This window comes from Bacillus sp. B15-48 (genome assembly GCF_016879755.1).
In the GTDB taxonomy this organism is placed as follows: domain Bacteria; phylum Bacillota; class Bacilli; order Bacillales; family Cytobacillaceae; genus Mesobacillus_B.
This window is the reverse complement of the sequence record NZ_WOFU01000003.1, coordinates 400,030-424,573: the sequence shown is the minus strand read 5'-3', so window position 1 is coordinate 424,573 and position 24,544 is coordinate 400,030. Positions and strand designations below refer to the sequence as shown.

Sequence of the window (24,544 nt, the reverse complement as noted above, 5' to 3'; positions counted from 1 at the left end):
CCGTCTTGGTCGCACTCCATGTGAGTGCGTGGATTTAAATCCCTACCTTTTTGCCCATCGAAGCAATACCATCAAGTCGCACTCCATGTGAGTGCATGTATTCATTATTTCCATAGAACCGGAAGAAATAACGGAGGGTTTTTGGGGTCAGATTGTAGTGACTGACCCTTTTTTGAGATGAAAAGAATTCTAAATAAATTGAATATGGTAAACTACTATATAGTTGCTTGAATGTAAAAATGAGCTTAGGGGCTTGAATATGAACTCGTGCAGGAATCAATTCTCTAATTCTCGTATTCCTAACGGTGTGGGTTACAGTGCTCTGACTTTAGTTATTGTTAAGCAAACTATAAATGGAAGAGGCTTTAAGAATGAATAAACAAGAAAGCGGCTATCGCTGGGTCGTACAAGATGGATTTGGTCGCTTTACAAACAGAATCATAAGGAATTGCAAAAAAAATTGACTATCGTTGCCAAGGCATTCACAGAGCTACCGAAAAAGGGAGATTATGAACGTCTGCCTTTCTTTTCACAACGAACGACTGGCAGTCCGCATTTTTTTGATTCAAATGCAGTCGCTGGGAAATTGCTTATCCATTGTCTGTATGTTGATCAACAAGTTCGTGGAAATGCAGATGTTGTTATGCCAAGGTCTGGGGAGGAATTAAATGATCTTTTAGCTGAATATGGGATTATGAGAGATGACTTGTGGAATTTCGTGACTTGCCAAGGACTGCTCGCCTCGACTAACAATACGATCCATCCTGTTTGGCAAGCAACGGTCCAAATGCAATCTGTGATGAATGTTCCGATGAAAGAGCTGACGAAAGTAGGTAGAATCTGGCCTGCGAAAGGAACTAGTGTATGGATTGTGGAGAACTCTAGTGTATGTTCGACGATAATGGATGCTGTTCCAAATGCGCCGATTATTTGTACACATGGGCAGCTTCGGATTGCGAGCTGGCAATTGTTAGATAGGCTAATCGAATCTAATTGCACTCTTTATTATTCCGGTGATATTGACCCGGAAGGCTTAGTGATTGCAAACAAATTAAAGAAAAGATATCAAGATCAAGTGGTTCTGTGGAGAATGCAAAAAGAAGACTATAATAAATGTTTATCTAATGAGGACATCTCAGACAGATTGTCGAAGTTGGATAATCTGTCTTCACCTGAATGGAAGGATCTCATCGTTATGATGAAAAAAGTGAAAAAGGCAGGATACCAAGAAGCGATTGTTGCAAGCTTAATTTCCGATATAAAGCATGATATGGTTTAAAAAGGAAGCATGGGGACGTACCCTTTGCTTCTTTTTGGATCTGCAAGAAAGTATCGAGGAAGCGCAGGGTACGTCCCTACGCTTCAACGTCATGAATATAAGCAATTCTCGCAGCTTCGTGAATTTTTTCTTTAGGGGTATTTGTCTCTGCAAAGGCAATGTTTTCAGCAACAGTAGCAGAAAACAGGACATGTTCTTGCGGAACGTAGCCAATTGCTTCTCTTAATGTATCAAGCTGGTAGTCCTGAATCGCCCTTCCTCCAATTGAAATTCCACCTTCATAACCTTCAAATTCACGAATCAGAAGTTTAAGCAGTGTCGTTTTTCCAGCACCTGTTTTTCCGACAATCCCTAGGTAGCTCCTTTTGATAAACTAAAATTAATTCCCCTCAGCTGAGGCTCTTGTTCTCCAGGGTAGGCAAATTCTTTGACTTTGAATTCGATGTCACCCACTGGAACGGTCTTTACTGCCTCTTTACGATCTTGAATTTCCATTTCCTCACCAAGTAACAAGTTAACTCTCTCTAAGGATGCACGGCCCCGTTCGACAACATTAAATAGATGGCCAAAGGCAAGCATCTCAACGGGATTAAAGTCATTAAAACATTTGGTCAGGAAAAAGAAGATATCGAGGATTTTCGGAAACAGTCAGCAGATGTTGTGAAAAAAAACATCTCAGTTGCCAAGGTTGACTCTTTATTTGATCCAACGATCTCTTTGATTGTCGGGCTTTCATTTTTCCTCGCAATTGCATTTGGTTCGAGATTTGTGATCAATGGAGAAATGACCATTGGGAGTCTCGTTTCCTTTACAACTTATCTAGGATTATTGATTTGGCTTTATGCGCATTTTACGAAAATGTCACCTTCCTTTTACCAAAAACGACGGACGGGAGATTTGATGGCCCATGCAACAAATGATTTGCAGGCAATTCAGCAGACAGCTGGAATTGGCGTCTTAACATTGATCGACTCACTTGCAACGGGAGGGTTTGTTATTATTGCAATGGCGACAACGATTAGCTGGAAACTAACACTAATTGCTCTAATCCCAATGCCGCTTATGGCGATTCTAACTGGATGGTACGGGAAAATGCTACATATCCGCTTTCGTAAGGCACAGGAGTCCTTTTCGTCTTTAAATGATAAAACTCAGGAAAGTAGATGAACCGAAAATCATAATTCTCCAAAGATAGCGGAGGACGTACATACCCACGCCGGCAACAATTAGAACAAGCACCCATTGGAGAAGTCTTCCACTCGTTAAGACCTCCATTTGGATCTCGTCAACAACCACACCAATAACTCGAGGTGGGATTAGTTGCAGCATAGCAACAAATCCCGATTATGTATGCTTTCTTTTCCGTTTTAAAAAACCACATTAAGTCTAAAAAAACTCTCATTTAAAAATCCCCCACCTATGAGTATCGGTAAACGCTGCCTAATTTTATCATAGTTATAATATAAGGAAGTTTTCGATTCTTCTATATATATGGTAAACTCCTGCTTAAAATAGCAATTTTTCCATAAGAAAAAGCACTCTATGACGAGTGCTTGCCCTTTATTGTTTGTCTTGTTGTTTAGTTATCGCTGACATCATTTGATTGATTTTTTTCTGAGAGGCTTCATCCCTATCCGTATCAGATCCTTCACTTTTCAAACCACTTTTTCTATTAAGAAAAATACACCTCATTTCCCTATAATTATCCAAGTTTTTCTCCTCTTATCACTTCTTGTGTATATACACTAGAAAACTTCAATATAAAAGGACGTTTCCCTCGTTTTATCTTCTTAATTTAACATCACTCAAAGGGAATAAACTTTATTGAAGTATTTGGTCCTTATATACAGTATGAGTTCAAAAAAGGCCTAGCAAATGCTGATAGAATGTACCTTTTATCATTGAGAAAACGTAGTCAATGATAAGCGTTTAAATGACTGACTAGATCCCTCCGTCGGGACAAACGCTCTAACAGTTCTACACCAGGGCAAAATATTTACTATCACATCCTACCGCGCTTTCCATCAAGGTTTAAAAATTGATTCCCAAGCATATTACCCACATATCATTGAGTACGTTAAATATTATAAATTATACCCGTATAGTTTGCTATATAGCTCTCATCTATAACGGCTCTTTGTACCCTTCAAACAACCTACCGCCATATGGTTCCAATACTTTATCGATCAATGTACTTAAAGGCATACTATTTCCCGTCTTCATAAAGATATGAAAGACTTCTACATACCGTTCACAAAAGTCCTTATCGAAATGAAGTAAAGAACGATACAGCCACTTTCCATATCCAATCCAATGACCATTTGCTCTTAATATAAATTCAGAAACGAAATCAAAAAGCTTATAAACAACAAATATTTTTTCTTTGTCATCCGTATAGCTGTTTAAATCATCTAATAAATCTGTGATCGTAAATCGCATATATTGTAGCTTTTCCTCGGTCAATTCAGAAGGACCATTTCTTATATATTCTTTGGCTATATCTTGAATTTCTGCTGCTGATCCATCATCTTTTAGAATGATCCCTTCAGCACACATTCGGAGTATCGAAGGAATACCTTCTAGACGACTCATTTCAAAAGCAAAGGATAGGGACATTCGGTTATACACAAACGCTTCAATTTTCCATCCAAAACAAAAAAAACATTGTCGAAAGGATGCTGACTGCGATTCATCCAGAATAACGATATCTAAATCTGAATGTTCAGTCAACTCTCCGCTTGCGCCACTCCCTGCCAAAAAAGCAACTTCACAATGAGGAAACGATTGTTGAAGAAAATTTCTGGCGGCTGTTTTTTCTGGCATTTTCATTGGTATTTTCCTCCTAAAATGAAAAATACATTCATATGCCATATGTTATTCACAACAAGATTATAGGTGATATATCAAAAAACAATATTCCTAGTAAAACTTCTAGGCTCTCCTCCCTGTCATAAAGAAATACTTCTCGAAGACAAGGCATTGTGACCACTATATTTTACGTTTTTTGAAAAGATGTAATACCAAATTATGTAACAACCTTTAGAGTTTACTGCTTTAAATTAAAAAAGGGTGATAATAAAGGCAAAGGCAATAAATACCTTTGCCTTATATTCTTGCAACTATAAGGAGGTGAGTCTTACAATAGGGTGCCGAGGTTCGCTACTTCACCTTACCAATGGATAAACGACGTACCAACAATGATTAAAAGAATGAACAACACGACAATTAACGCGAAGTTACTAACTGGTCTACGAACAAAAGACATATCAAATTCCTCCTTTCTGTACTTTTAGTGAAAATATTACAATAATAATGTATGTATTATGGAACTTGTTTGTATAGAGGAATAACCAGCAAAATCGCGGATTTTATACATTAAGTCAATTTATGTATATGGAAAATCAATTATAACTACCTTATAATTTTATTGAACTGCATTTGAGTACAAGCAAAATACCTTACGGTCTTTCAAAATCGACTGATATCTTATAGCAGCCGTTTCAGGTGACAGCCTTTAGCCTTTGTTTCAACCTCCCTTGCTTTCCAAGTTCTTTACAACGTAGCTTTTCATTCTAGACGGAGGTGCTTCCTCTAAGCCTGTGAGCTTGATTACGCCATTGTTCAGTATAGTGTAGATTAGAAGGTAGATTTTTTACTTTACACCACTCACCCCATCTTTGGATGGTACATACGTTTCCATTTGTTCTAACTTTAGACCTGTACATTCGGTTGTTTTTCAGATCCTTTCCGGCCAGTGTAGGATAGGAAATATGATACTACGTCAAGAAAATAGACACAGATTTTTCTACCTCGCTTTCGCTTGGTGGCCCTCATAAAAAAGTTTAAATAAAAAGCGATTTAAACTTTTTTATGAAGGTAAAATCAAGCTGCAGAATTTCCATACATTTGCTCAAATTCATTCGGCGTATAGTATCCCAACGTCGAATGGATCCACTTGGAATTGTAGAAAAACTCAATGTACTCAAACAACGATTTCTTCGCGTCTTCTCTCGTTTTATACTTCGTTTGATAAACGAGCTCACGTTTAAGAATACCGTGAAAGGATTCGATGCAAGCATTATCGTAACAGTTCCCCTTCCGGCTCATGCTGCCTATCATTTCGTACTTTTTTAATAGTTTCTGATACTGGATGGAGGCATATTGAACACCTCGGTCTGAATGATGGATGACATCTTTCCCTGGCTTTTGACGCTTGTAAGCCATCTTTAATGCAGAGGTAACCAATTCCTTTGTCATGGTTTTGTCCATTGCCCAACCTACTATTTTACGAGAATACAAGTCCATTACGGTCGCCAAATACAACCAGCCCTCATTGGTCGGAATATAAGTGATGTCCGTTACCCATAACTGGTTTGGTTTACTAGCTTTAAATTGTCGATTTAAGACGTTTTCACTTACTGGATGTTGATGCTTCGAATTGGTCGTAGCCTTGTATTTCTTGACGGTACAAGATTTCCATTGGTTCTTCGTCATAATGCGAGAGACCGTTCGCTCACTTACATTCACTCCCCGTCTATTTAGAGTTTTAGCGATTTTCACACTGCCATAACGTTGTTTAAATTCTAAATGGGTCTGAAGGGGATCTTTTGTGATAATTTCTCGTATTGCTCCTGCCGATCACTTTTCGGTCGATCTAACCATTTGAAGTAACCACTTTTGGAAACTCCCAGAACGCTGCACATCTTCTCCACTCGAAATCGGGAGTGATTTTCATGAATAAATCCATATTTTACCGAGGGCTTTTCGCGAAGTAGTGCATCGCCTTTTTTAATATTTCATTTTCCTCCTTTAGATCGCGAATTTCCTTCTGAAGAGCTCTTAATTGTTTTCGCTAATATACTTTACGGTTTCAATTTTAAATGCTTCTTCGAATTGTCTTCCTTTTGCCATACAGACACACCCCGTTATAGTTGATATATTTATTATAACAATCTGTGTCTACTATTTAGTCTAGCATCAGTTCAGTTGACACGTTTTTCCCTAAGTCTATTCGTGTGACTAATTCCATTGAAGAAATTTTAAAATATAACTATACTTGCGAAGAAAAGGACATGTAAATATATTAATGGCAATGCAGAAGTTAATACTTAAAGAAAAACCTATCCATTAAAACTGATTCGATAAACTATAATAGGTGAATATTGCCTTTAAGTTTATTGATTAAAGCCCAGTCAAATATTTAAGTATGGGAAAGGGATAAGATATTATGAAACCTATTGTTCTAGAGGTTTTGGATTCATTATTAGATCAAATAGCCGTATTGGATAAAGATGGGGATATTATTGCTATTAATAAATCATGGGTGAAATTTTCAATCGAGAATGATGGAGATTTACATAAGACAGGTTTAGGAAATAATTATTTTACTGTTTGCCCAGATGACGTTCTAGATGGAATTATGCAAGTGCTAAAGGGTAAAAAGGAACATTTTAACTATGAATACCCCTGTCATTCTGAGAGTGAATTTCGTTGGTTTATATTGAGAGTTACTCCCATAAAAATAAACCAGAACAAAGGAGTAGTTGTTTCACAAAAATAAACCAGAACAAAGGAGTAGTTGTTTCACACGTAGATATTACGGATAGAAAATTGGCTGAAATTCAGTTGGAAAGAAATGAGCAACTGTATCGACATATCACTGAAAACTCGACTGATTTTATATCATTGCATACCCTTGATGGGAAATATACTTACATTTCGCCAAATTACTATCATTCATTGGGGTATTCCCTTAATGAGATGGTGGGAAAATCTCCATATGATTTCATACATAATGAGGATATCAAAAAAATTAAATTTTTAAATGGGAATCGTAACACAAGCGCTGAAATTAAAACGGTAACTTACCGTTTTAGGTGTAAAAATGGGAAGTATATTTGGATTGAATCAAAGTATAAGAATGTTCTATCCGTAGATAAGGTATTGGATGAGATTATATGTATTTCTAGAGACGTCACAAAAAATAAGCAGAAATTAATTGAGTTAGAGGAAGAAAAGAAATCATTAAAAAAGACAGTTTACACTGATCCATTAACGGGAATTTTCAATCGTCGGTACTTTAGTCGCGAATATAAAAAGACGTATCAAGAATATCTTCGAGACCAAATTGTCTTTTCTTTATTAATTATTGATATTGACTATTTTAAAAAATATAACGATACGTACGGACATAGAAACGGAGATAGGTGTCTGATTAAAGTCACGGATACACTGGCTAAAGGTGTTAGAAAAAATGACAGTGTATGCAGAATTGGCGGAGAAGAGTTTGGTATTATTCTACCTAATACAAATAAAGATGAAGCTATATCTTTAGCAGAAAGACTTTGTAAGCAAGTGGAGGAGTTAAAAATTCCTCATATAAATTCAGATGTATGTACTTATGTTACTGTGAGTATAGGTGTTTCAACAGCGAATACAATTATTGATTCTGTAAATTTAAATATGGAGAAATTATTTTCCTTAGCTGATCAGGCATTATATGAGTCTAAAAAGAGCGGAAGAAATCGAGTGAACTTTCGCTAAGAGGTCATCGTTTGGTCGAGGTCAGTCCCGCGGTGAAGGAAGCATGGGGACCGAAGCATGGGGACGGACCGAAGCATGGGGACGGACCGAAGCATGGGGACGTACCCCATATCCATCAAGTTAAGCAAATAAATACCATATTCTTTGGAAATAGCCTATCCTTTCTATAAATCCATAGAAAGGTGGGCTTTTTGAATGTTTGATCTTACATTTGAAGACGAATTCAAACTCTTGTCTGATGAACTAGGTCGCATCTTCTCTTCCAACTTTCTTGATGAATTGGCTAAGACTCATAAATTTAAGCAGCGGAAAGGTAAGTTGGAGCCACTGGATTTTGTATCATTATGTTCGTTCTTTAATGAAGGCTCGGGCATCAAATCGTTGTCAAGGCTATGCGCGCTCCTTACAGCTCAGCGGAAAGTCTCTTTAAGCACAGAAGGATTGAATCAAAGATTCAACAAAAACGCTGTTAATATGATGAAAGAAATCTTCCGACATCTTTTTAGCAGGCAGATTCTAAAAAATAAGATTTCAGAGCTTGATGCCATGGGTTTCAGCCGAATCCGAATCCTTGACTCCTCAAGTTTCGAAATTCCCACTATGTATGAAGGTGATTATCTCGGCTGTACCAAGAATAAATCAGGTGTAAAGTTACAATTAGAATATGAATTACTTACGGGAAGCTTCCTTCACCTAGAAGTCCAGAATGGAAGGAACAGTGATCAGAAATATGGCCCTACCTTGCTTAAAACGATAAAGAAAAATGATTTAATCATACGGGACCTCGGCTACTTCAACGTCGAGGAATTATATCAGATCGGCCAAAAGGACGCTTACTACCTCACTCGCCTGAAGCCACCCACTACGCTATTTACGAAGGAAGATGGGAGTTATATAAAATTGAATTTGGCCGAGGTAATGGATGAGATGGAGGAAGGGGAAATCAGGGAGATTGTCGATATTTACGTAACGGCCAAAAAACACCACATTCCCCGGCTAATCCTTTATAAGTTGACTCCTGAACAAATCAAAAAAAGGGAAAAAAAGAGAGAGAAAACCGAAAAAAAGAGGGGTGTGAAATTATCACACCCCACCAAAAGGCTCTATAAATTGAACATGTTCATTACCAATATACCATGTCAGAGTGTGCCAAAGGAAGAGATACATCTTTTCTACTCCCTTCGCTGGCAGATTGAGATCCTGTTCAAGACATGGAAGTCCCTGTTCCAGATCCACAAAGTGAAAAAGATGAAGATGGAACGATTTGAATGCCATTTATACGGAACATTGATATCCCTTTTGATTAGTTCGACAATCGCCTTTCAGGCAAGGGAGTATCTACTGAGAAAAAAGAAAAGAGAAACGAGTGAATACAAGTCCATTTCAATCATCATGGAGTTTATTCCAACGCTGTTTGAAGCGATAATCTTCAGTCCGACTTCCATCCTAGATATTCTAAACAGGATCTATTCCCAGATAGAGAAAAACGGAAAAAAAAGTCATAGGAAAAAGAAGCTGACTGTATTTGATATAATGAAAGTTTCCTATGAAAGGACAATCGGGAAGGCTACCAAGGGATCAGCTTAATCCTATTACGTTTAAAAATTACGTTTAAAAAAATTGAATGATAAGGCTTATTTGAGTATGCCTACTTTCAGGTTAAGCCCAAAAATATTAGCCCATTTCCCTTTACTTTCAAGTTAACTTGATGGATATAGGGACGTACCCTGTGCTTCTTTTTGGATTTGCAAAAAAGTATCGAGGAAGCGCAGGGTACGTCCCTACGCTTCTGCCGCTTCACGCTGCAACCACATCATGGCTATAGTTTAAAACTATAACAAAGAATAGATTTTAAATGTTACGCTATATCGTTTTTTTCATGTTATACTCAGGTTACTTCAATAACAGGATAATCAATTTATGCTGGGGATATTGTTTTTTCAGAGCCTATTTTCAATAAAGAAGGTTCTTTATTTTATACAAAAGAGACTGAATTAATCGCAGAGAGTCGGATGTCAGTCAGAATACTAGGGGAGAGATTAGAATGGTGGGGTTACTTGAAGCCTTAAAAACACAGGCGTTAACAGCTGATGGTGCGATGGGAACGCTCTTATATTCATATGGACTTGAATATTGCCATGAAGAAATGAACGTTGTTAAGCCAGAGTTAATTGAAAAGATTCATAGCGAATATATTGCTGCTGGTGCGGATTTGATTCAAACGAATACATATGGTGCAAATGCGATTAAACTTGCTCGATATGGACTTCAATCCCGTGTTGTTGAATTTAATGAGGCAGCCGTGAAATTAGCTAAAAATGCAGTAGCAGAGGGAAACCAATTCGTTCTAGGGACGATTGGAGGAATCAGAGGTGTACGAACGACTGATACGACACTAGATGAAATTCTTGAAGCCATTCGTGAACAAGCACAAGTTTTCATCAATGAGAATTTAGATGGACTTTTACTTGAAACCTATTACGACTTTGAAGAGTTAACAGAAACGTTAAAAATGCTGCGACAAATGACGGAAATGCCAATTATTGCACAAGTATCCATGCATGAACCTGGCGTATTACAAAATGGAATGTCACTTAATGATGCGTTCCATGAATTAGAAAACTTAGGTGCTGATATTGTAGGTGTGAATTGTCGTCTTGGTCCACATCATACCATTCAGGCGTTTGAAGGAGTAGAATTGCCAAAGAAAGCAATCCTATCAGCATTTCCAAATGCGTCTTTATTAGATATTGAAGATGGCCGTGTTATTTATGAATCAGAAGTTGATTATTTTGCGCGGGCGGCAGTGAGGTTAAGAGATCAAGGAGTTCGCTTAATTGGCGGTTGCTGTGGGACGACACCAAAACATATAGAAGCCGTTAAGAAACAACTTGTGAACTTGAAGCCAATTGAGAAAAAGGAAGCAATCCCTCAACAAGGGATCAAGATTTCTGATCCAGACCCGGGACGATTAGAACCGTTGCATGAAAAAGTAAAGCGTGAACGTTCTATCATTGTCGAGTTAGACACACCTCGTCATTTAGAAACAGATGCTTTTGTTAATGGTGCCAAAACCCTTTATCACGAAGGTGCAGATATTGTCATGATGGCAGATAACTCGTTAGCATCACCGAGAGTGAGCAATCTTGCCATGGGATCAATTTTAAAGCTGCAACATAACGTTCGTGTGATGCCGCATATCACCTGTCGTGATCGGAATTTAATTGGATTACAATCGCATTTAATGGGATTGAATGCATTGGGTCTTCACGATATTTTAGCGGTTACAGGCGACCCAACGAAAGTAGGGGATTTTCCAGGTGCAACGAGCGTTTACGATGTTTCTTCATTGGAATTAATTTCACTCATTAAGCAGCTAAATGAAGGGATTTCTTTTTCTGGTAAAAAATTGCGTAAAAAAGCAAACTTCTCGGTTGCTGCGGCATTTAACCCAAACGTCCGTGTGTTAGACCGTGCCGTTAGTCGACTGGAAAAGAAAATCGAACATGGGGCAGATTACTTTATTTCTCAACCTGTTTACACGAAAGAAAAAATCGTTGAAATATTTGAAGCAACAAAACATTTAAAAGCACCAATCTATATTGGTATAATGCCTTTAACTAGTTTTAGGGCTTCGGAATTTTTACATTACGAAGTTCCAGGGATTAAACTTTCTGATGAAGTGCTTGATCGAATGAAAGCTTGTGAAGGAGATAAAGCACGAGAGGCGGAAGAAGGTGTTTCGATTGCAAAAGAATTGCTGGATACGGCGGTGAAATATTTTAATGGAATTTATTTAATTACACCATTCTTACGTTACGAAATGACTCTTCAATTAATGCAATATATTAAACAACTCGATAAGCAAAACAAAGGGGTACAGGTAAATGTATAATCATTTGATAGAAGAACAATTGCAAAAGAAAATCTTAATTTTTGATGGGGCAATGGGAACCATGCTCCAAGGAGAGAACTTAACACCAGATGACTTCGGTGGGGAAGAATTAGATGGCTGTAATGAAAATCTTGTTTTAACCCGACCAGATGTCGTTTCGAAGATTCATCGTCAGTATTTAGAAGCGGGTGCGGATATTATTAGTACGAATACATTTGGCGGAACTCCACTTGTCTTAAATGAATACGGTTTAGGGGCAAAGGCTGAGGAAATTAATCAACGTGCCGTGCAATTAGCCGTTGAAGCGGCCGCGGAATTTTCAACTTCAGATTGGCCTCGTTTTGTAGCAGGTGCCATCGGTCCAACGACAAAAACGTTATCGGTAACCGGCGGGATTTCATTTGATGAACTATCTGAAAATTTTTATATACAAGCAAAAGCATTAATTGAGGGAGGCGCTCATTTACTTTTACTAGAAACGAGCCAAGATATGCTGAATGTAAAAGCAGCAACGCTTGGGATTAACCGAGCATTTAATGAAACAGGTAAGAAATTGCCGATTATGGTTTCGGCCACAATCGAACCGATGGGAACGACGCTGGCAGGACAAACGATTGAAGCATTCTATATCTCCATTGAACATATTCAACCGATTTCCATTGGCTTAAACTGTGCGACAGGTCCAGAATTTATGACCGATCATATTCGTTCGTTGTCCGACCTGTCAACAAGCTATATTAGCTGTTACCCAAATGCAGGTTTACCGGATGAAGAAGGCCATTACCATGAGTCGCCTGAATCGTTATCGATAAAATTAAAAGGGTTTGCGGAAAAAGGTTGGTTAAATATTGTCGGTGGCTGTTGTGGTACGACACCTGATCATATTAAAGCGATCTATGATGCGGTAAAAGATTTTGAGCCACGAAAATGTCCAGAACAAATACATGGACATGTCGTAGCGGGAGTGGACCCATTATTATATGACGACTCGATGCGGCCGTTATTTATTGGGGAGCGTACAAATGTGATTGGTTCACGTAAATTTAAGCAATTAATTATCGATGGGAAATTCGAAGAAGCAGCTGAAATTGCCAGAGCACAGGTGAAAAACGGCGCGCATGTCATTGATATTTGCTTAGCCAATCCAGACCGCGACGAATTAGAAGATATGCGAAACTTTATGCAAGAAGTCGTGAAAAAGGTAAAAGTCCCTCTTGTTATCGATTCAACCGATGAACATGTAATTGAAGAGGCGCTAAAGTTTTCACAAGGGAAGGCGATTATCAATTCGATTAACCTGGAAGATGGGGAAGAACGGTTTGATGCGGTCATGCCGATTGTAAAAAAATATGGTGCATCTGTCGTTGTTGGGACCATTGATGAAGTGGGTATGGGGGTTGATCGGGCACGTAAATTACAAATTGCGGAGCGTTCTTATCAATTGTTAACTGAAAAATGGGGGCTCGCTCCAGAAGATATCATTTTCGATCCACTCGTGTTCCCAGTTGGAACGGGGGATGAACAATATATTGGTGCTGCAGAGGAAACGATTGAAGGAATACGAGGGATTAAAGAAAAATTCCCGAATGTTTTAACCGTATTAGGCGTAAGTAATGTTTCCTTCGGTCTTCCTCCGGTCGGTCGTGAAGTGTTAAATGCCGTCTATTTATATCACTGTACGCAAGCAGGTTTAGACTATGCGATTGTAAATACCGAAAAGTTAGAACGTTACGCTTCCATTCCTGAAGAAGAAATTCAGTTAGCGAATGATTTAATTTTTAATACAAATGATGAAACGCTTGCGAAATTTACAGAATTTTATCGTGATATGAAAAAAGAAAAGAAAGTGGCCAATATTCCTGCGACGGTAGAAGAACGACTAGCTTACTACATTGTCGAAGGAACAAAAGAAGGGTTAATTCCTGATTTGGAAGAGGCAAAGAAAATCTTTGACACACCATTAGATATTATTAATGGTCCATTAATGGCTGGGATGTCTGAGGTAGGTCGTCTATTTAATGATAATCAATTAATTGTTGCAGAAGTATTGCAAAGTGCAGGCGTGATGAAAGCGGCCGTCGCCCATTTAGAACAATATATGGAAAAAGCGGAAGATGATACTGGGAAAGGGAAAATCGTTCTAGCAACCGTAAAAGGGGATGTTCATGATATTGGGAAAAACTTGGTAGACATTATTTTAAGCAATAATGGCTATAAAGTAGTGGATTTAGGGATCAAAGTAACACCAGCCCAATTAATTGAAGCGATTAGAGCCGAACAGCCTGATTTTGTTGGATTATCCGGTTTACTTGTAAAATCGGCCCAACAAATGGTGTTAACCGCACAAGATTTCAAAGCTGCGAATATTGATGTTCCGATTCTAGTAGGTGGGGCAGCATTATCGAAACGTTTTACAGAGACGAAAATTGCGGCAGGATACGATGGACCGGTCATTTATTCAAAAGATGCGATGCAAGGTTTAGAACAAGCCAATCGTATAATGGATCCAAACGAACGGAAAGTCCTTGTGCAAGAACTTCAGGAGGCGAGGGAAAAACGCTTGCTTGCTGATGAAAAACGTGCAGCACTGCCACTTAAAAAGGCAACGAAAAAGAAAGTTCGTACCGTTACAGAAGCACCTGTGTTTCTTCCGAAAGATTTAAAAGCGCATGTATTAAAAAATTATTCCGTTGCACATCTACAACCTTATGTGAATATGCGTACGTTAATTGGTCATCATTTAGGGCTAAAAGGAAACGTTGAAAAACTATTAGCTGAGGGGGATAGCCGTGCGACCGATTTATATGATTTGGTCACGAGTTTCTTAGAGTCAAAAGTGTTAAATCCATCCGGTATGTATCGATTTTTCCCAGCTCAAGCGGATGGGGATGATGTGATCATCTATGATCCGGAAGATGCGAAAACCGAAATAGAGAGATTCACTTTCCCTCGCCAACAAGAAGAACCGTTTTTATGTTTAGCCGACTTTTTAAAACCATTAGAAAGCGGAGAGATGGACTATGTCGCGTTAATGGTTGTAACAGCAGGCCATGGCGCGAGAGAAATCTCAGAACAATATAAAAACGATGGGAAGTTTTTAGAAAGCCATGCCTTACTAGCAACTGCATTAGAGTTGGCAGAAGGATTTGCTGAACGAATCCATCAGGAAATTCGCGATGCATGGGGATTCCCAGACGCAACAGATTTTACAATGCGGGATCGGTTTGCGGCAAAATATCATGGACAACGCTTCTCATTTGGCTATCCGGCTTGTCCAAATTTAGAAGATCAAGAAAAACTATTTAAATTATTAAAACCAGAACAGATCGGTGTCAATCTAACAGATGGATTTATGATGGAGCCAGAAGCCAGTGTTTCAGCCATTGTTTTTGCCCATCCAGATGCAAGATACTTTAATGTGTAATCGAGAAGGAAGCATAGGGACGTACCCTTTGCTTCTTTTTCTTTGCTTCCTACTTTATCTCGTTTTTTTGAAAATATGTCAGGCCTATGAACTTCTCTTATACCTACAGTGAAACGAATGATTGTTTCTTTAAGTTGTTATAAGATAGAGTTGAACCCGTTAATTCCTCTTCTTTATCCACTTTTGTACAACACCTTCTTCTAAATCTGTTTCCTGCTAACAAAAAAATCTCAAATAATATTATAAATGTGGTGATAAGTTTGCCTCGTAAAGCTAGGACAAAAAGTGCGAGTGGTATTTACCATGTCATGTTTCGTGGTGTGAATCGGCAAGAGATTTTTCATGATGATGAAGATAACAGCAAGTTCCTTGAAATCTTACAAAAATATCATGAAAAATTAGAATTTAAAGTATACGCCTGGTGTTTGATGTCTAACCATGTTCATTTGCTTTTAAGTGAGGGGGAGGAGGAACTTGGTGCGACAATGAAGCGAATAGGTGTGAGCTATGCCATGTATTATAATTGGAAATATCAGGTGTGTGGCCACCTCTTTCAAAATCGGTTTCTTAGTGAAAATGTCGAGAGTGATGAGTATTTCCTTACCGTTGTACGCTATATTCACCAAAATCCGGTAAAGGCTGGAATGGTTGGGAAGGTGAATGAATGGCGATGGAGCAGCTGTGCCGGGTATTATAATCAACCCTATTTTCCGGATGATTTGCTTGAACGTAACAAGGTTTTACGGATGTTCGCAGATGATTTCAATACCTCGATGGAAAAATTCAGGGACTTTAATGAGCAAACAAACGAGGATATGTGTCTGGAGGATTCTTCTTATAAGCGAAGAAGGCTTACTGATGAGGAGGCTAGGCTGAAAATCAAACAAATTCTAGAATCAACCGATATTCCACAGGTGAAGAGCCTTCCGAGATTAGAGCGCGATAGGATTCTTAGGGACATTAAGAGTATTGATGGAATATCACAACGTCAAGTGGCTAGAATTTTGGGAATCCCGCCAAGTTTGGTTTTTAAAATAAAATAGCTACTAAATATCCCCCCCATCTCTAGTTTTGTTTGTGATAACATTTTGAACTTTTATTTAAGTTTTAATAATCCTTGACCATGAAATATGAAAAAAGATTAATAGAGAACCTATATAAGAAACTTAGGGAGAGAAGCATAGGGTACGTCCCCATGCTTCTCTCAAAATAAATTAGTTGACAAAATCGAGATTTTTAATCATTATTAAATACATAAAACATATAAAAATACTAGGATTTAAAATTGAGGTGACAACATGTACTTGACGATTGATGGAATTGAGAAAAGTTTTATCACTGAGAAAAAAGAACAGCTCCAAGTGCTGGATAATATAAACTTCAATGTTGAAAAGGGGAGCTTTGTCTCAATTGTTGGTCCTTCCGGTTGTGGCAAATCTACTTTGCTTTATTTGATCGCCGGACTGGATAAAGCGAATAAGGGTGAAATACGGGTGGCTGGTAAATTGGTTAAAAAGCCTGGTCCAGAACGGGTTGTCGTTTTTCAGGAAGCGGGTCTGTTTCCTTGGTTGACCGTCTTGGAGAATGTTACCTATGGCCTTCTGCTTAAAAAAATGCCGAAGGAACAGGCAGAGCAAAAAGCGAAGGAAATCCTTAAAATGGTTCACCTCAGCAAATATGTTGATTCGTATCCACACCAGCTTTCTGGGGGAATGAAACAAAGGGTTTCCATTGCCAGAGCACTCGTGATGGAACCGGACATTCTCTTAATGGACGAACCATTCTCTGCCCTTGATGAGCAGACAAGAATGGTCCTGCATAAAGAGTTGCTCGAAATCTGGAGAAAGACAAAAGTAACCATCTTTTTTGTTACCCACAATATTAGGGAAGCGGTGCTTCTTTCCGAACAGGTTGTTGTCTTTGCGACACGGCCAGGAAAAATCAAAGAAATCATCAAGGTCCCAACCATGAAAGACGGAGTGATGCCGGACGAAGTCACACTCCATACAGAACAAAAGATATTATCCATTTTAGAGGAAGAGTTAGAGAAGGTGTTGAAGGAGGAGATGGGTGATGACTACAGCTTTAAGACGAATCATCTTCATCGCGGCGATAGCGGCGATATGGGAAGTCACATCTAGGTTATCCGGCCTTCCTGCCTTTATGTTTCCAAGCCTGACTCAAGTGCTGGAAACACTTGTGAACGGGTTGATAAACGGACAAATGACCGCAGCCATCGGCAAAAGCCTTGGCCGCATCCTGCTAGGGTTTTCGATTGCCATTGTTGTTGGGTTAATCCTTGGCTATTTTATCTGGCGTTATAAAATTGTTGAAGATACGCTTGGGTTTTTGGTGACCGCCCTTCAATCGATCCCGAGCATCGTCTGGTTCCCACTGGCGATTATCTGGTTCGGTCTGAATGATATGGCCATTTTGTTCATTGTGACTATTGGTGCGACCTGGACCATGACGGTAAACGCGACAAGCGGGTTTAAAAATGTTCCGCCGTTATATCAGCGTGTTGCCAAGGTGTATGGCTCTGGCGGTTTCCACTTTATCCGTACGGTGATTTTGCCGGCATCGGTGCCACAGCTGATTTCCGGACTAAGAATCGCATGGGCCTTTTCCTGGCGTGCGCTCATGGCCGGAGAGCTTCTTGGGGGAGGCGGCGGACTAGGGCAATTGCTTGAAATGGGTCGTTCGCTTGGACAAATGGATCTGGTCATCTCGGTCATGATCATTATTGCCATCATTGGAACTATCGTCGATAACGTTGTGTTTTCAAGGCTTGAACGAAGTGTAGAAGTAAAATGGGGTTTAAGGGCTCGATGAGAGCATAATTAAAGTCAAAATAAGGAGTGAAAATCATGAAGAAAAAAATGCTATTCCTATTCGTTTTCATATTGGTCATGGGTGTGCTGAGCGCATGCGGCCAGGCAAATAATGAGGGCTCAGGCAGTAGTTCAGAGGGAGATACAGTCAGAATCGGATATTTCCCCAATTTAACACATATCGCGACGATTGTTGGGCTTGAGAAAGGTTTCTTTGAAGAAGCATTGGGTGAAAATGTAACAATCGAAACCAGAACGGTCAGCAATGGCGGATTGTTCATGGAGGCCATGGCCACCAATGCAATCGATGTCGGTACAGTCGGACCAGGTCCGCTATTGAACTTTTATGTGAAAAACAAAGAATACCACCTCATTTCGGGAGCTGTTAACGGCGGCGCAGTCCTTATTGCCAGAGAAGACAGCAATATCGAAAAGCTGGAGGACCTAGAGGGCAAGAAAGTAGCGATTCCGGTTATCGGAAGTACCCAGGATGTCATGTTGCGAAAGGCGCTTCAAGAGGTTAATCTGGAACCAACAACAAATGGCGGAACAGTAGAAATGTTTGCTGCAGCCCCTGCTGATACTGCGCCGCTTTTTATCCAGAAATCAGTTGATGCTGCTGCAACACAGGAGCCGTGGGGATATGTTCTTGAGAATCAGGCGCAAGGAAAGCTGTTGCTCGATTGGGACGAATTTGCCTGGGGCAAGGAGTCAACCAATACAGTCGTAGCAGCCAGAGCTGATTTTCTTGAAAAAACAGATTTGGTTAAAGCATATTTGACTGGCCATAAGAACGCCGTTGAATTTATTCAGAACAATCCAGAAGAAGCCCAGGAAATCGTCATTCAGCACCTGAAGGACCTGACAGGGAAAGAAATCAACAGGGACGAACTGGCAGCCGCTTTCTCACGCCTGTCTGTGACCACTGAAGTAAATGAACAAGTCATTCAGGAAATGGCTGATATCAGTCAAGAAGCTGGCTATGTACCAAGCAATGACATCGGAGGAATGGTCAACCTCAACCTGCTAAACGAACTAGAATAGAGCAGAACGACGGTTCACTTGCCTCATCAGATATACCTAACAAAGGCCCCGTGCATTACGGGGCCATTTTTGTGTGGGGGGAAGCATAGGGACGTACCCTTCGCTTCTTTGGAATATTTTTATTTCAAGGGGGAAGCTAATGGTCTATTTAGAAAAGGAAGCATAAGGTACGTCCCCATGCTTCAACCAGTCTCGGTACGTCCCCATGCTTCACACTTCAAATTTATTGTTTCATCAAATCTGGCAGGCTCGTAACAATTTGAGGGAAAATAATCACAATAATAATAGAGATCACCATAGCAATTACCATAGGTATGACTCCTTTAAAAATGGTTTCTAAAGGAACATCTTTGGCGACTCCTTTGATAATGAAGCAGCTTAGTCCTAATGGAGGTGTTAATAAGCCGATATTAATGATCATGACCATAATGACACCGAACCAAACTCCATCAAAGCCTAATGAAGTAATAATCGGGTGAATAATCGGCAATGTGAGCACAAAGATAGATAGACCTTCGAGAAATAATCCTAAGATCAGCAGTACTAAAAGAATGAGACCTAAAATAATATAAGGATTTAAATCAAGTTGACCGACGAAAGCAGTAATTTTTACAGGGATTCTACTGATTGATAAAAACTGACTAAACAGTGTAGCACCGATAACAATAAGGAAAATCATTGCAGTCAAACGAACAGAGTCATCTAAAGCCTTTCGAAGTTTCTTAAAATCTAGGCGTCTAGTGATCAGCGCAAAAATCAATGCACCAAATGCCCCAACGCCAGCAGATTCAGTAGGTGTAAATATTCCAAGATAGATACCGCCAATACTAATTGAAAATAGCAGCATAATCGGCCAAACGCTTTTTAATGAATGTACTCTTTCCGTAAAAGAAGCCTTTTTTAATTGATCCGCTGCAGGAGCCAAAGAAGGATCAAGGCGTATCCACAAATAAATGGTAATCATAAATAAAAGAACTTGTAACACTCCAGGTCCAATCCCACCAATAAGTAATCGACCGATATTGTCTCCAGTCAATACCCCGTAAAAAATAAGGGTGACACTTGGTGGAATGAGAACCCCTAATGTACCACCAGCAGCAACACAAGCCGTTGATAATTTAGGGTGATATTTATATTTCTCCATTTCTGGTAAGGTAATTCTAGCAACCGTTGCCGTTGTAGCGTTAACTGAACCAGAAATAGCAGAAAAGACGGAAGCCGTTCCAATCGTAGCCATCGCAAGTCCGCCACGCAAATGGCCGATCCATTTGTCTACAGCTCGATACAAATCACTGCCTAGCCCGCAATAAGATAAAATCATTCCCATTAAGATAAACAAAGGGATAACACTAAGGTTATAGGAACTAGCTGTATCAAAAGGCGTTCTCCCTAATTGGATGAGCGCAACATCCCAGTTTCTGATCCAGCCAATGCCTATAAATCCAACCATTAATAATGAAATACCGATTGGAACTTTTAATACGAATAATACTAATAGTATAACTATTCCTAGTACTCCAATCATTTCAGGACTCATCTTTATTACCTACCTTCTGCAAATAGAGTACTGCTTTCAATAATGCAGTTAACGCAAAAACGGCTGTTCCAATCGTAGCAATGATGGCAAATATGTATACAGGCAACCCTAAGTCTCCAGTTACAGTATTCGATTGTAGCAGTCGCTGCGCATTTCCCCATAAATTCCATGTGAGCAGACCTAGCAAGCCCGTAATGACAAAATTAACGAGACTATTAAATAGCATTTGGACTCTCTTGGGAAATTTATCCATAATAAAGTCGATGGTGATATGCTCATTGACGGCATGCGTGTAGGCAATGCCTAAAAAGATCACCATAGATAACCCTATTTGAGTAAAATCAAAGGTACCCTTAATTGGTAAATTAAATAACCATCTGCCTAGGATATCAAAGGTAATGATCACTGTCATGGCTAAAAGGATCACCTGGGCAATAGCATGCAGGCCCTTGCTTAATAACAACACCACTTTCTCCATAATATCACCGCCTAACCAAACTATTTTTTCAATCATGTGGATTGTAAGATTTACACTGTGGATATATTGGAAATTAGACGTAAAAAAAAGCGAAACTTCCATCAGCTCCCCCAATGAAGATTAGTCCAATAAGAAGACCTGCGAGCCCTTAAACGAATTGGGCCTTCGACTTTCAGTTAATCTCCTACCTAGCTTCCATGCTTACACGTAATCTTGAGGTAGGGGTCTTACTGCCAATGATGGCGGGATAAAAACCCCTTTAGCTTGAAAACAGTACCTGCCTGTTATCTAAGAAGCTAAATAACAGGAGGTACTTTCATTAAAATAAGTGGAACTTAATTTAATTCATTCTTTATTTCGGCAGCACGATCATATATTTGCTGGGCAGGGTAACCTGCTGCTTCCATATCATCAATCCATGCTTGTGTAATCGGCGCCAATGCACTTAGCCAAGCACCTTTTGCTTCGTCTGAAAGTTCGATAAATTCAATTCCCTCTTCTTGGGCTTTTTGAACACCTACTTCACCAGAAACATCAAAGGCTTGTCCAGATTTTTTAGCTAGCTCTAATCCAGAAAAACGATTCAGAAGTTCTTTATCTTCATTTGATAAGCTATCGTATGTTCCTTGATTCATTGTAAAGTAGAATGGAGTAGCAGATAGGTCTACTACGGTCACATAGTTCACTACTTCGGATAAATTAAAGCTGTGTAGCACCTCGTATGGAGCGATTGCAGCATCGATGACTCCTTTTTGTAGAGCATCAAAAACATCCCCCATTGGAATCGAAACTGGACTTGCTCCTAGCTCCTCAAGCATTTGATTCGCTAATGGAGAAGGAGAGCGAACACGCTTTCCTCTTAAATCTTCAGGGCTTTCAATCGGATCTTTCGCAGTAAAGATTTGTGCTGGTTCGGCCGTGAAAATCGTTAATGGATATGTATCCCCATGTTCATCTTGAAATTCAGGAAACTCATCATACAATGTATATAAAATTTCAGAACCATTTTCGGCAGAAGTTGCAAAGAATGGTAATTCAATCACTGATACAAGCGGAAATCTTCCGGGTGTATGGCCATGTACGCTCACAGCAATATCCACTTCGCCGGTAACAGCCATATCATACTGAGACCCAGGTGCACCTAATGACGCGGCAGGATAAATATCAGAAGAAATTCTGCCATCGGTTTGCTCCTCAAGATCAGCAAATAGAACCTCTAGTACCTCTGTTTGGAAAGGATGGCTACCTGGCAAGTGATGGGAGCTAATGAATGAGTGTGATCCCCCTTGACCACCGTTAGAAACTTCGGCAGATCCGCCGCTGCATGCAGTCATCGTTAGCAATAATACTAAAATAGCTGCAAACCACATTCCTTTTCTTTTTTGTTTGTTTTTCATATTGTTCATCCCCACTTTCTTTTTCTGTAATCCTCACTTTTATTCTTAGAATGAATCGTCATTGATGGATAAAAAGCTGCACGAGGAAACGATCGACGTAAATGTTAAACAATCTCAAGAGCCAAAGCTTTATAGGCTTTGATTATACTAAAAATTTTGAAATTTCACTATATTCTTTTCCCACCTTTCTTACCTAGGTAATTTTTTTAATAAAATAAAAAACCACTCCGTATGATCCCTGTTGGAAATAGGCCATCAAAAAAGGTTTCCTATCAATCTAGGGATTAGAGAATGGTTCTTGACTACTAGAATGAGAAACTTATGGATTAGACCCCTTTTTTAGCAGGCTAGTCATTATCTTCAAAACGTATGATTAAATAATAATCTATGATCAATTAGATTTCAATATACTTTTAAAAATTTTCTGACTAAACTAAAAAATCTATCGGTTCGGAATTCTACTTGACTTTCGAACCATCTCTACAGGTCAGACTACATCCCTGTTGGAACTAGGCATTTAGAGCAGGACACATGCCTTCTGTAATAGAATTTTCCAAAAAGACTGTAGTGCGAGACAAATTATAGCTGTAATTTACACTATTTTCCACTCTATTACGGAAATAAATATATATATTCCTGTTTTTTACTATATTAATAAAAAATGGAGTGGTCGTGTCTTATTCTGTATGCTAAATTTACCAGGGTTTTTCCGATTAGAATACATGTTAAACTTTATATTGCTATATTTATGGCGTTTAACTATTATTAATTTTTGAAACATTCTTATTGTTTTTATAGTGTAAACGTTTTATAATGAATTTACGAAATGAGTCAAACAGTTCACTTGGTGAATCAAAAAATAATATATTTTAAGGAGATGTTGAATATGCAATTTGGAATTTCATTTTTCCCAGACGTACATCCGGAGGATAAATCAGGTCAAGAGTATTACCGTGAGGCGCTTGATCTTACTGAACAAGCGGATAAATTAGGCTATCATCATACAAGAATTGTTGAGCACTACGAGCAAGCTTATGGCGGTTATTCTTCAAACCCAAGCATTTACCTTGCAGCTGCTTCACAGCGCACAAAGAACTTGCGTTTAATCACTGGCTGTGTACTTCCAGCATTTACACATCCTGTTAAACTAGCACATGAGTTAACAATGTTAGATGCGATTAGTGGCGGAAGAGCAGAGGTTGGTTTCGCTCGTGCTTTCTTGCCACATGAATTTAATACTTTTGGTGTTCCGATGGCAGAAAGTAACCAACGCTACCGTGAAAGCTTAGATGTCATTCGCAGATTATGGCAAGAAGATAAAGTAACACATAGTGGTGAAATCTATAAATTTGAAAACGTTTCAGTTCTGCCACGTCCAACACAAAAGAAAATCCCTACGTGGGTAGCAGCGATTCAAACACCGGAATCTTTTGAGTGGGCTGGAGAAAATGGCCATAACTTAATGGTTGTTCCTTACTTAGCTGATTACGATAAACTACGTGCCAACATTAAAGCTTATAAGGAAGCATATGAAAAAGCTGGACACGGTAAAGTTCAAAAGGATCAAATTCAAATGGCTGTTCACACGCTTGTTTGTGAAGATGAAGAGGAAGCGCTTAAGCTTGGTGAAGGTTACATGAACCATTATGTAAACGTATTCCTTGAGTCTGCAACTGCATGGGATTCTACTACATCCACTCAGTACAAAGGCTATGATAAAATTGCTGAAACTTTACGTGCAATGACATACGAAAGAGTGATAAAAGAAAAGCGTGTTGCCATTGGAAACCCAGAATCAGTAATCGAGCGTTTCAAAGAGTTATCTGAATTCTTCGGCGTTTACCAATTCTCTTTACAAATGAACTTTGGCGGCATGGATTTTGAACATGCAGAAAAATCAGTTCAATTATTCGGAGAGAAAGTAATCCCTGCATTCGAAACAGTGAATGCGTAAGAAGTTAATCGAAAGAAAAGCCCTCTTCTAAAAAGAGGAGGGCTACCTTTTAACATCGCGATGGAAAATGCGATGTCATTATGGAAGTGATTCCACCGAATTGTATTTAAGAGTCAGAGCTGTTCCTCACATAATAACAGTGAAGGAAACAAGTATATATAA

18 protein-coding genes, 2 pseudogenes and 1 CRISPR repeat array (1 of these 21 cut by a window edge) are annotated in these 24,544 nt (G+C 39.1%); of the genes and pseudogenes, 12 read left to right on the top strand and 8 right to left on the bottom strand.

Features of this window, described 5'->3' with window-relative positions; all coding sequences use genetic code 11:
• A CRISPR array of direct repeats spans positions 1 to 107; the repeat unit is 32 nt; it reaches 3,761 nt to the left of the window's first position.
• Between the two features lie 290 nt (positions 108 to 397).
• A complete protein-coding gene (locus GNT69_RS12560; RefSeq protein WP_275411213.1) occupies positions 398 to 1,279 on the top strand; it encodes a DUF2399 domain-containing protein in 882 nt (293 codons plus the stop codon).
• A gap of 76 nt (positions 1,280 to 1,355) precedes the next feature.
• Here the strand turns inward: GNT69_RS12560 and GNT69_RS25490 are convergent, their stop codons facing one another.
• Complete coding sequence (locus GNT69_RS25490; protein ID WP_343206499.1) at positions 1,356 to 1,580, bottom strand: ABC transporter ATP-binding protein; 225 nt, start codon at positions 1,578 to 1,580, stop codon at positions 1,356 to 1,358.
• 50 nt (positions 1,581 to 1,630) lie between these two features.
• Complete coding sequence (locus GNT69_RS25485) at positions 1,631 to 1,792, bottom strand: hypothetical protein (protein WP_239094183.1); 162 nt, start codon at positions 1,790 to 1,792, stop codon at positions 1,631 to 1,633.
• A gap of 48 nt (positions 1,793 to 1,840) precedes the next feature.
• On the opposite strand from GNT69_RS25485, the pseudogene GNT69_RS25480 reads away from it, so the two are divergent.
• Positions 1,841 to 2,440 (top strand): annotated as a pseudogene (locus GNT69_RS25480) (ABC transporter transmembrane domain-containing protein); the annotation flags it as partial.
• Positions 2,441 to 3,403: 963 nt separating this feature from the next.
• Here GNT69_RS25480 and GNT69_RS12540 read toward each other — a convergent pair.
• The 3 genes and pseudogenes from GNT69_RS12540 to GNT69_RS12530 form a co-directional block, all read right to left on the bottom strand.
• On the bottom strand, positions 3,404 to 4,108 hold the full coding sequence (locus GNT69_RS12540) for a nucleotidyltransferase domain-containing protein (RefSeq protein WP_203555300.1): 705 nt from the start codon (positions 4,106 to 4,108) through the stop codon (positions 3,404 to 3,406).
• Between the two features lie 340 nt (positions 4,109 to 4,448).
• Complete coding sequence (locus GNT69_RS12535) at positions 4,449 to 4,544, bottom strand: YjcZ family sporulation protein (protein ID WP_203555299.1); 96 nt, start codon at positions 4,542 to 4,544, stop codon at positions 4,449 to 4,451.
• A 617-nt stretch (positions 4,545 to 5,161) separates the two neighbouring features.
• Positions 5,162 to 6,107 (bottom strand): annotated as a pseudogene (locus GNT69_RS12530) (IS3 family transposase); the annotation flags it as partial.
• Between the two features lie 399 nt (positions 6,108 to 6,506).
• Here GNT69_RS12530 and GNT69_RS12525 point away from each other — a divergent pair.
• The 9 genes from GNT69_RS12525 (at position 6,507) to GNT69_RS12485 (ending at position 19,016) form a co-directional block, all read left to right on the top strand.
• On the top strand, positions 6,507 to 6,839 hold the full coding sequence (locus tag GNT69_RS12525) for a transcriptional regulator (protein WP_203555297.1): 333 nt from the start codon (positions 6,507 to 6,509) through the stop codon (positions 6,837 to 6,839).
• Positions 6,840 to 6,889: 50 nt separating this feature from the next.
• A complete protein-coding gene (locus GNT69_RS12520) occupies positions 6,890 to 7,822 on the top strand; it encodes a sensor domain-containing diguanylate cyclase (protein WP_203555296.1) in 933 nt (310 codons plus the stop codon).
• 195 nt (positions 7,823 to 8,017) lie between these two features.
• Complete coding sequence (locus tag GNT69_RS12515; RefSeq protein WP_203555295.1) at positions 8,018 to 9,409, top strand: IS4 family transposase; 1,392 nt, start codon at positions 8,018 to 8,020, stop codon at positions 9,407 to 9,409.
• A 460-nt stretch (positions 9,410 to 9,869) separates the two neighbouring features.
• Positions 9,870 to 11,717, top strand: a complete 1,848-nt coding sequence (locus GNT69_RS12510; protein ID WP_203555464.1) for a bifunctional homocysteine S-methyltransferase/methylenetetrahydrofolate reductase — start codon at positions 9,870 to 9,872, stop codon at positions 11,715 to 11,717.
• Positions 11,710 to 15,141 carry a methionine synthase gene (gene metH / locus GNT69_RS12505; protein WP_203555294.1) on the top strand — a complete coding sequence of 1,144 codons (3,432 nt, stop codon included), beginning with the start codon at positions 11,710 to 11,712 and terminating at the stop codon, positions 15,139 to 15,141. The genes GNT69_RS12510 and metH overlap by 8 nt, the downstream gene beginning before the upstream one ends.
• Before the next feature lie 260 nt (positions 15,142 to 15,401).
• Complete coding sequence (locus tag GNT69_RS12500) at positions 15,402 to 16,184, top strand: REP-associated tyrosine transposase (RefSeq protein WP_203555293.1); 783 nt, start codon at positions 15,402 to 15,404, stop codon at positions 16,182 to 16,184.
• A 255-nt stretch (positions 16,185 to 16,439) separates the two neighbouring features.
• On the top strand, positions 16,440 to 17,282 hold the full coding sequence (locus tag GNT69_RS12495) for an ABC transporter ATP-binding protein (protein WP_203555292.1): 843 nt from the start codon (positions 16,440 to 16,442) through the stop codon (positions 17,280 to 17,282).
• Positions 17,215 to 17,973: an ABC transporter permease gene (locus tag GNT69_RS12490; protein WP_203555291.1), complete on the top strand. Its 759-nt coding sequence runs from the start codon at positions 17,215 to 17,217 to the stop codon at positions 17,971 to 17,973. Before GNT69_RS12495 ends, GNT69_RS12490 begins: the two co-directional genes overlap by 68 nt.
• A 32-nt stretch (positions 17,974 to 18,005) precedes the next feature.
• A complete protein-coding gene (locus GNT69_RS12485) occupies positions 18,006 to 19,016 on the top strand; it encodes an aliphatic sulfonate ABC transporter substrate-binding protein (protein WP_481747633.1) in 1,011 nt (336 codons plus the stop codon).
• Positions 19,017 to 19,239: 223 nt separating this feature from the next.
• On the opposite strand, the gene GNT69_RS12480 is transcribed toward GNT69_RS12485, so the two are convergent.
• From GNT69_RS12480 to GNT69_RS12470, 3 genes are all read right to left on the bottom strand, one after another.
• A complete protein-coding gene (locus GNT69_RS12480) occupies positions 19,240 to 20,553 on the bottom strand; it encodes a TRAP transporter large permease (RefSeq protein ID WP_203555289.1) in 1,314 nt (437 codons plus the stop codon).
• Positions 20,543 to 21,133, bottom strand: a complete 591-nt coding sequence (locus GNT69_RS12475; protein ID WP_203555288.1) for a TRAP transporter small permease — start codon at positions 21,131 to 21,133, stop codon at positions 20,543 to 20,545. Before GNT69_RS12475 ends, GNT69_RS12480 begins: the two co-directional genes overlap by 11 nt.
• A gap of 233 nt (positions 21,134 to 21,366) precedes the next feature.
• On the bottom strand, positions 21,367 to 22,428 hold the full coding sequence (locus tag GNT69_RS12470; protein ID WP_203555287.1) for a TRAP transporter substrate-binding protein: 1,062 nt from the start codon (positions 22,426 to 22,428) through the stop codon (positions 21,367 to 21,369).
• An 886-nt stretch (positions 22,429 to 23,314) separates the two neighbouring features.
• Between GNT69_RS12470 and GNT69_RS12465 the strand changes: the two genes are divergently transcribed.
• Positions 23,315 to 24,382, top strand: coding sequence for an LLM class flavin-dependent oxidoreductase (locus GNT69_RS12465; RefSeq protein WP_203555286.1), 1,068 nt, complete (start codon positions 23,315 to 23,317; stop codon positions 24,380 to 24,382).
• The last annotated feature ends 162 nt before the right edge of the window (positions 24,383 to 24,544 follow it).

Bases quoted from the DNA above. Each gene is read 5' to 3' on its own strand.
- GNT69_RS12525 (WP_203555297.1), top strand. From the start codon at position 6,507: ATGAAACCTATTGTTCTAGAGGTTTTGGATTCATTATTAGATCAAATA.
- metH (WP_203555294.1), top strand. From the start codon at position 11,710: ATGTATAATCATTTGATAGAAGAACAATTGCAAAAGAAAATCTTAATT.
- GNT69_RS12495 (WP_203555292.1), top strand. From the start codon at position 16,440: ATGTACTTGACGATTGATGGAATTGAGAAAAGTTTTATCACTGAGAAA.
- GNT69_RS12540 (WP_203555300.1), bottom strand. From the start codon at position 4,108: ATGAAAATGCCAGAAAAAACAGCCGCCAGAAATTTTCTTCAACAATCG.
- GNT69_RS12465 (WP_203555286.1), top strand. From the start codon at position 23,315: ATGCAATTTGGAATTTCATTTTTCCCAGACGTACATCCGGAGGATAAA.
- GNT69_RS12480 (WP_203555289.1), bottom strand. From the start codon at position 20,553: ATGAGTCCTGAAATGATTGGAGTACTAGGAATAGTTATACTATTAGTA.
- GNT69_RS12515 (WP_203555295.1), top strand. From the start codon at position 8,018: ATGTTTGATCTTACATTTGAAGACGAATTCAAACTCTTGTCTGATGAA.
- GNT69_RS12470 (WP_203555287.1), bottom strand. From the start codon at position 22,428: ATGAAAAACAAACAAAAAAGAAAAGGAATGTGGTTTGCAGCTATTTTA.
- GNT69_RS12475 (WP_203555288.1), bottom strand. From the start codon at position 21,133: ATGGAAGTTTCGCTTTTTTTTACGTCTAATTTCCAATATATCCACAGT.
- GNT69_RS12535 (WP_203555299.1), bottom strand. From the start codon at position 4,544: ATGTCTTTTGTTCGTAGACCAGTTAGTAACTTCGCGTTAATTGTCGTG.
- GNT69_RS12490 (WP_203555291.1), top strand. From the start codon at position 17,215: ATGACTACAGCTTTAAGACGAATCATCTTCATCGCGGCGATAGCGGCG.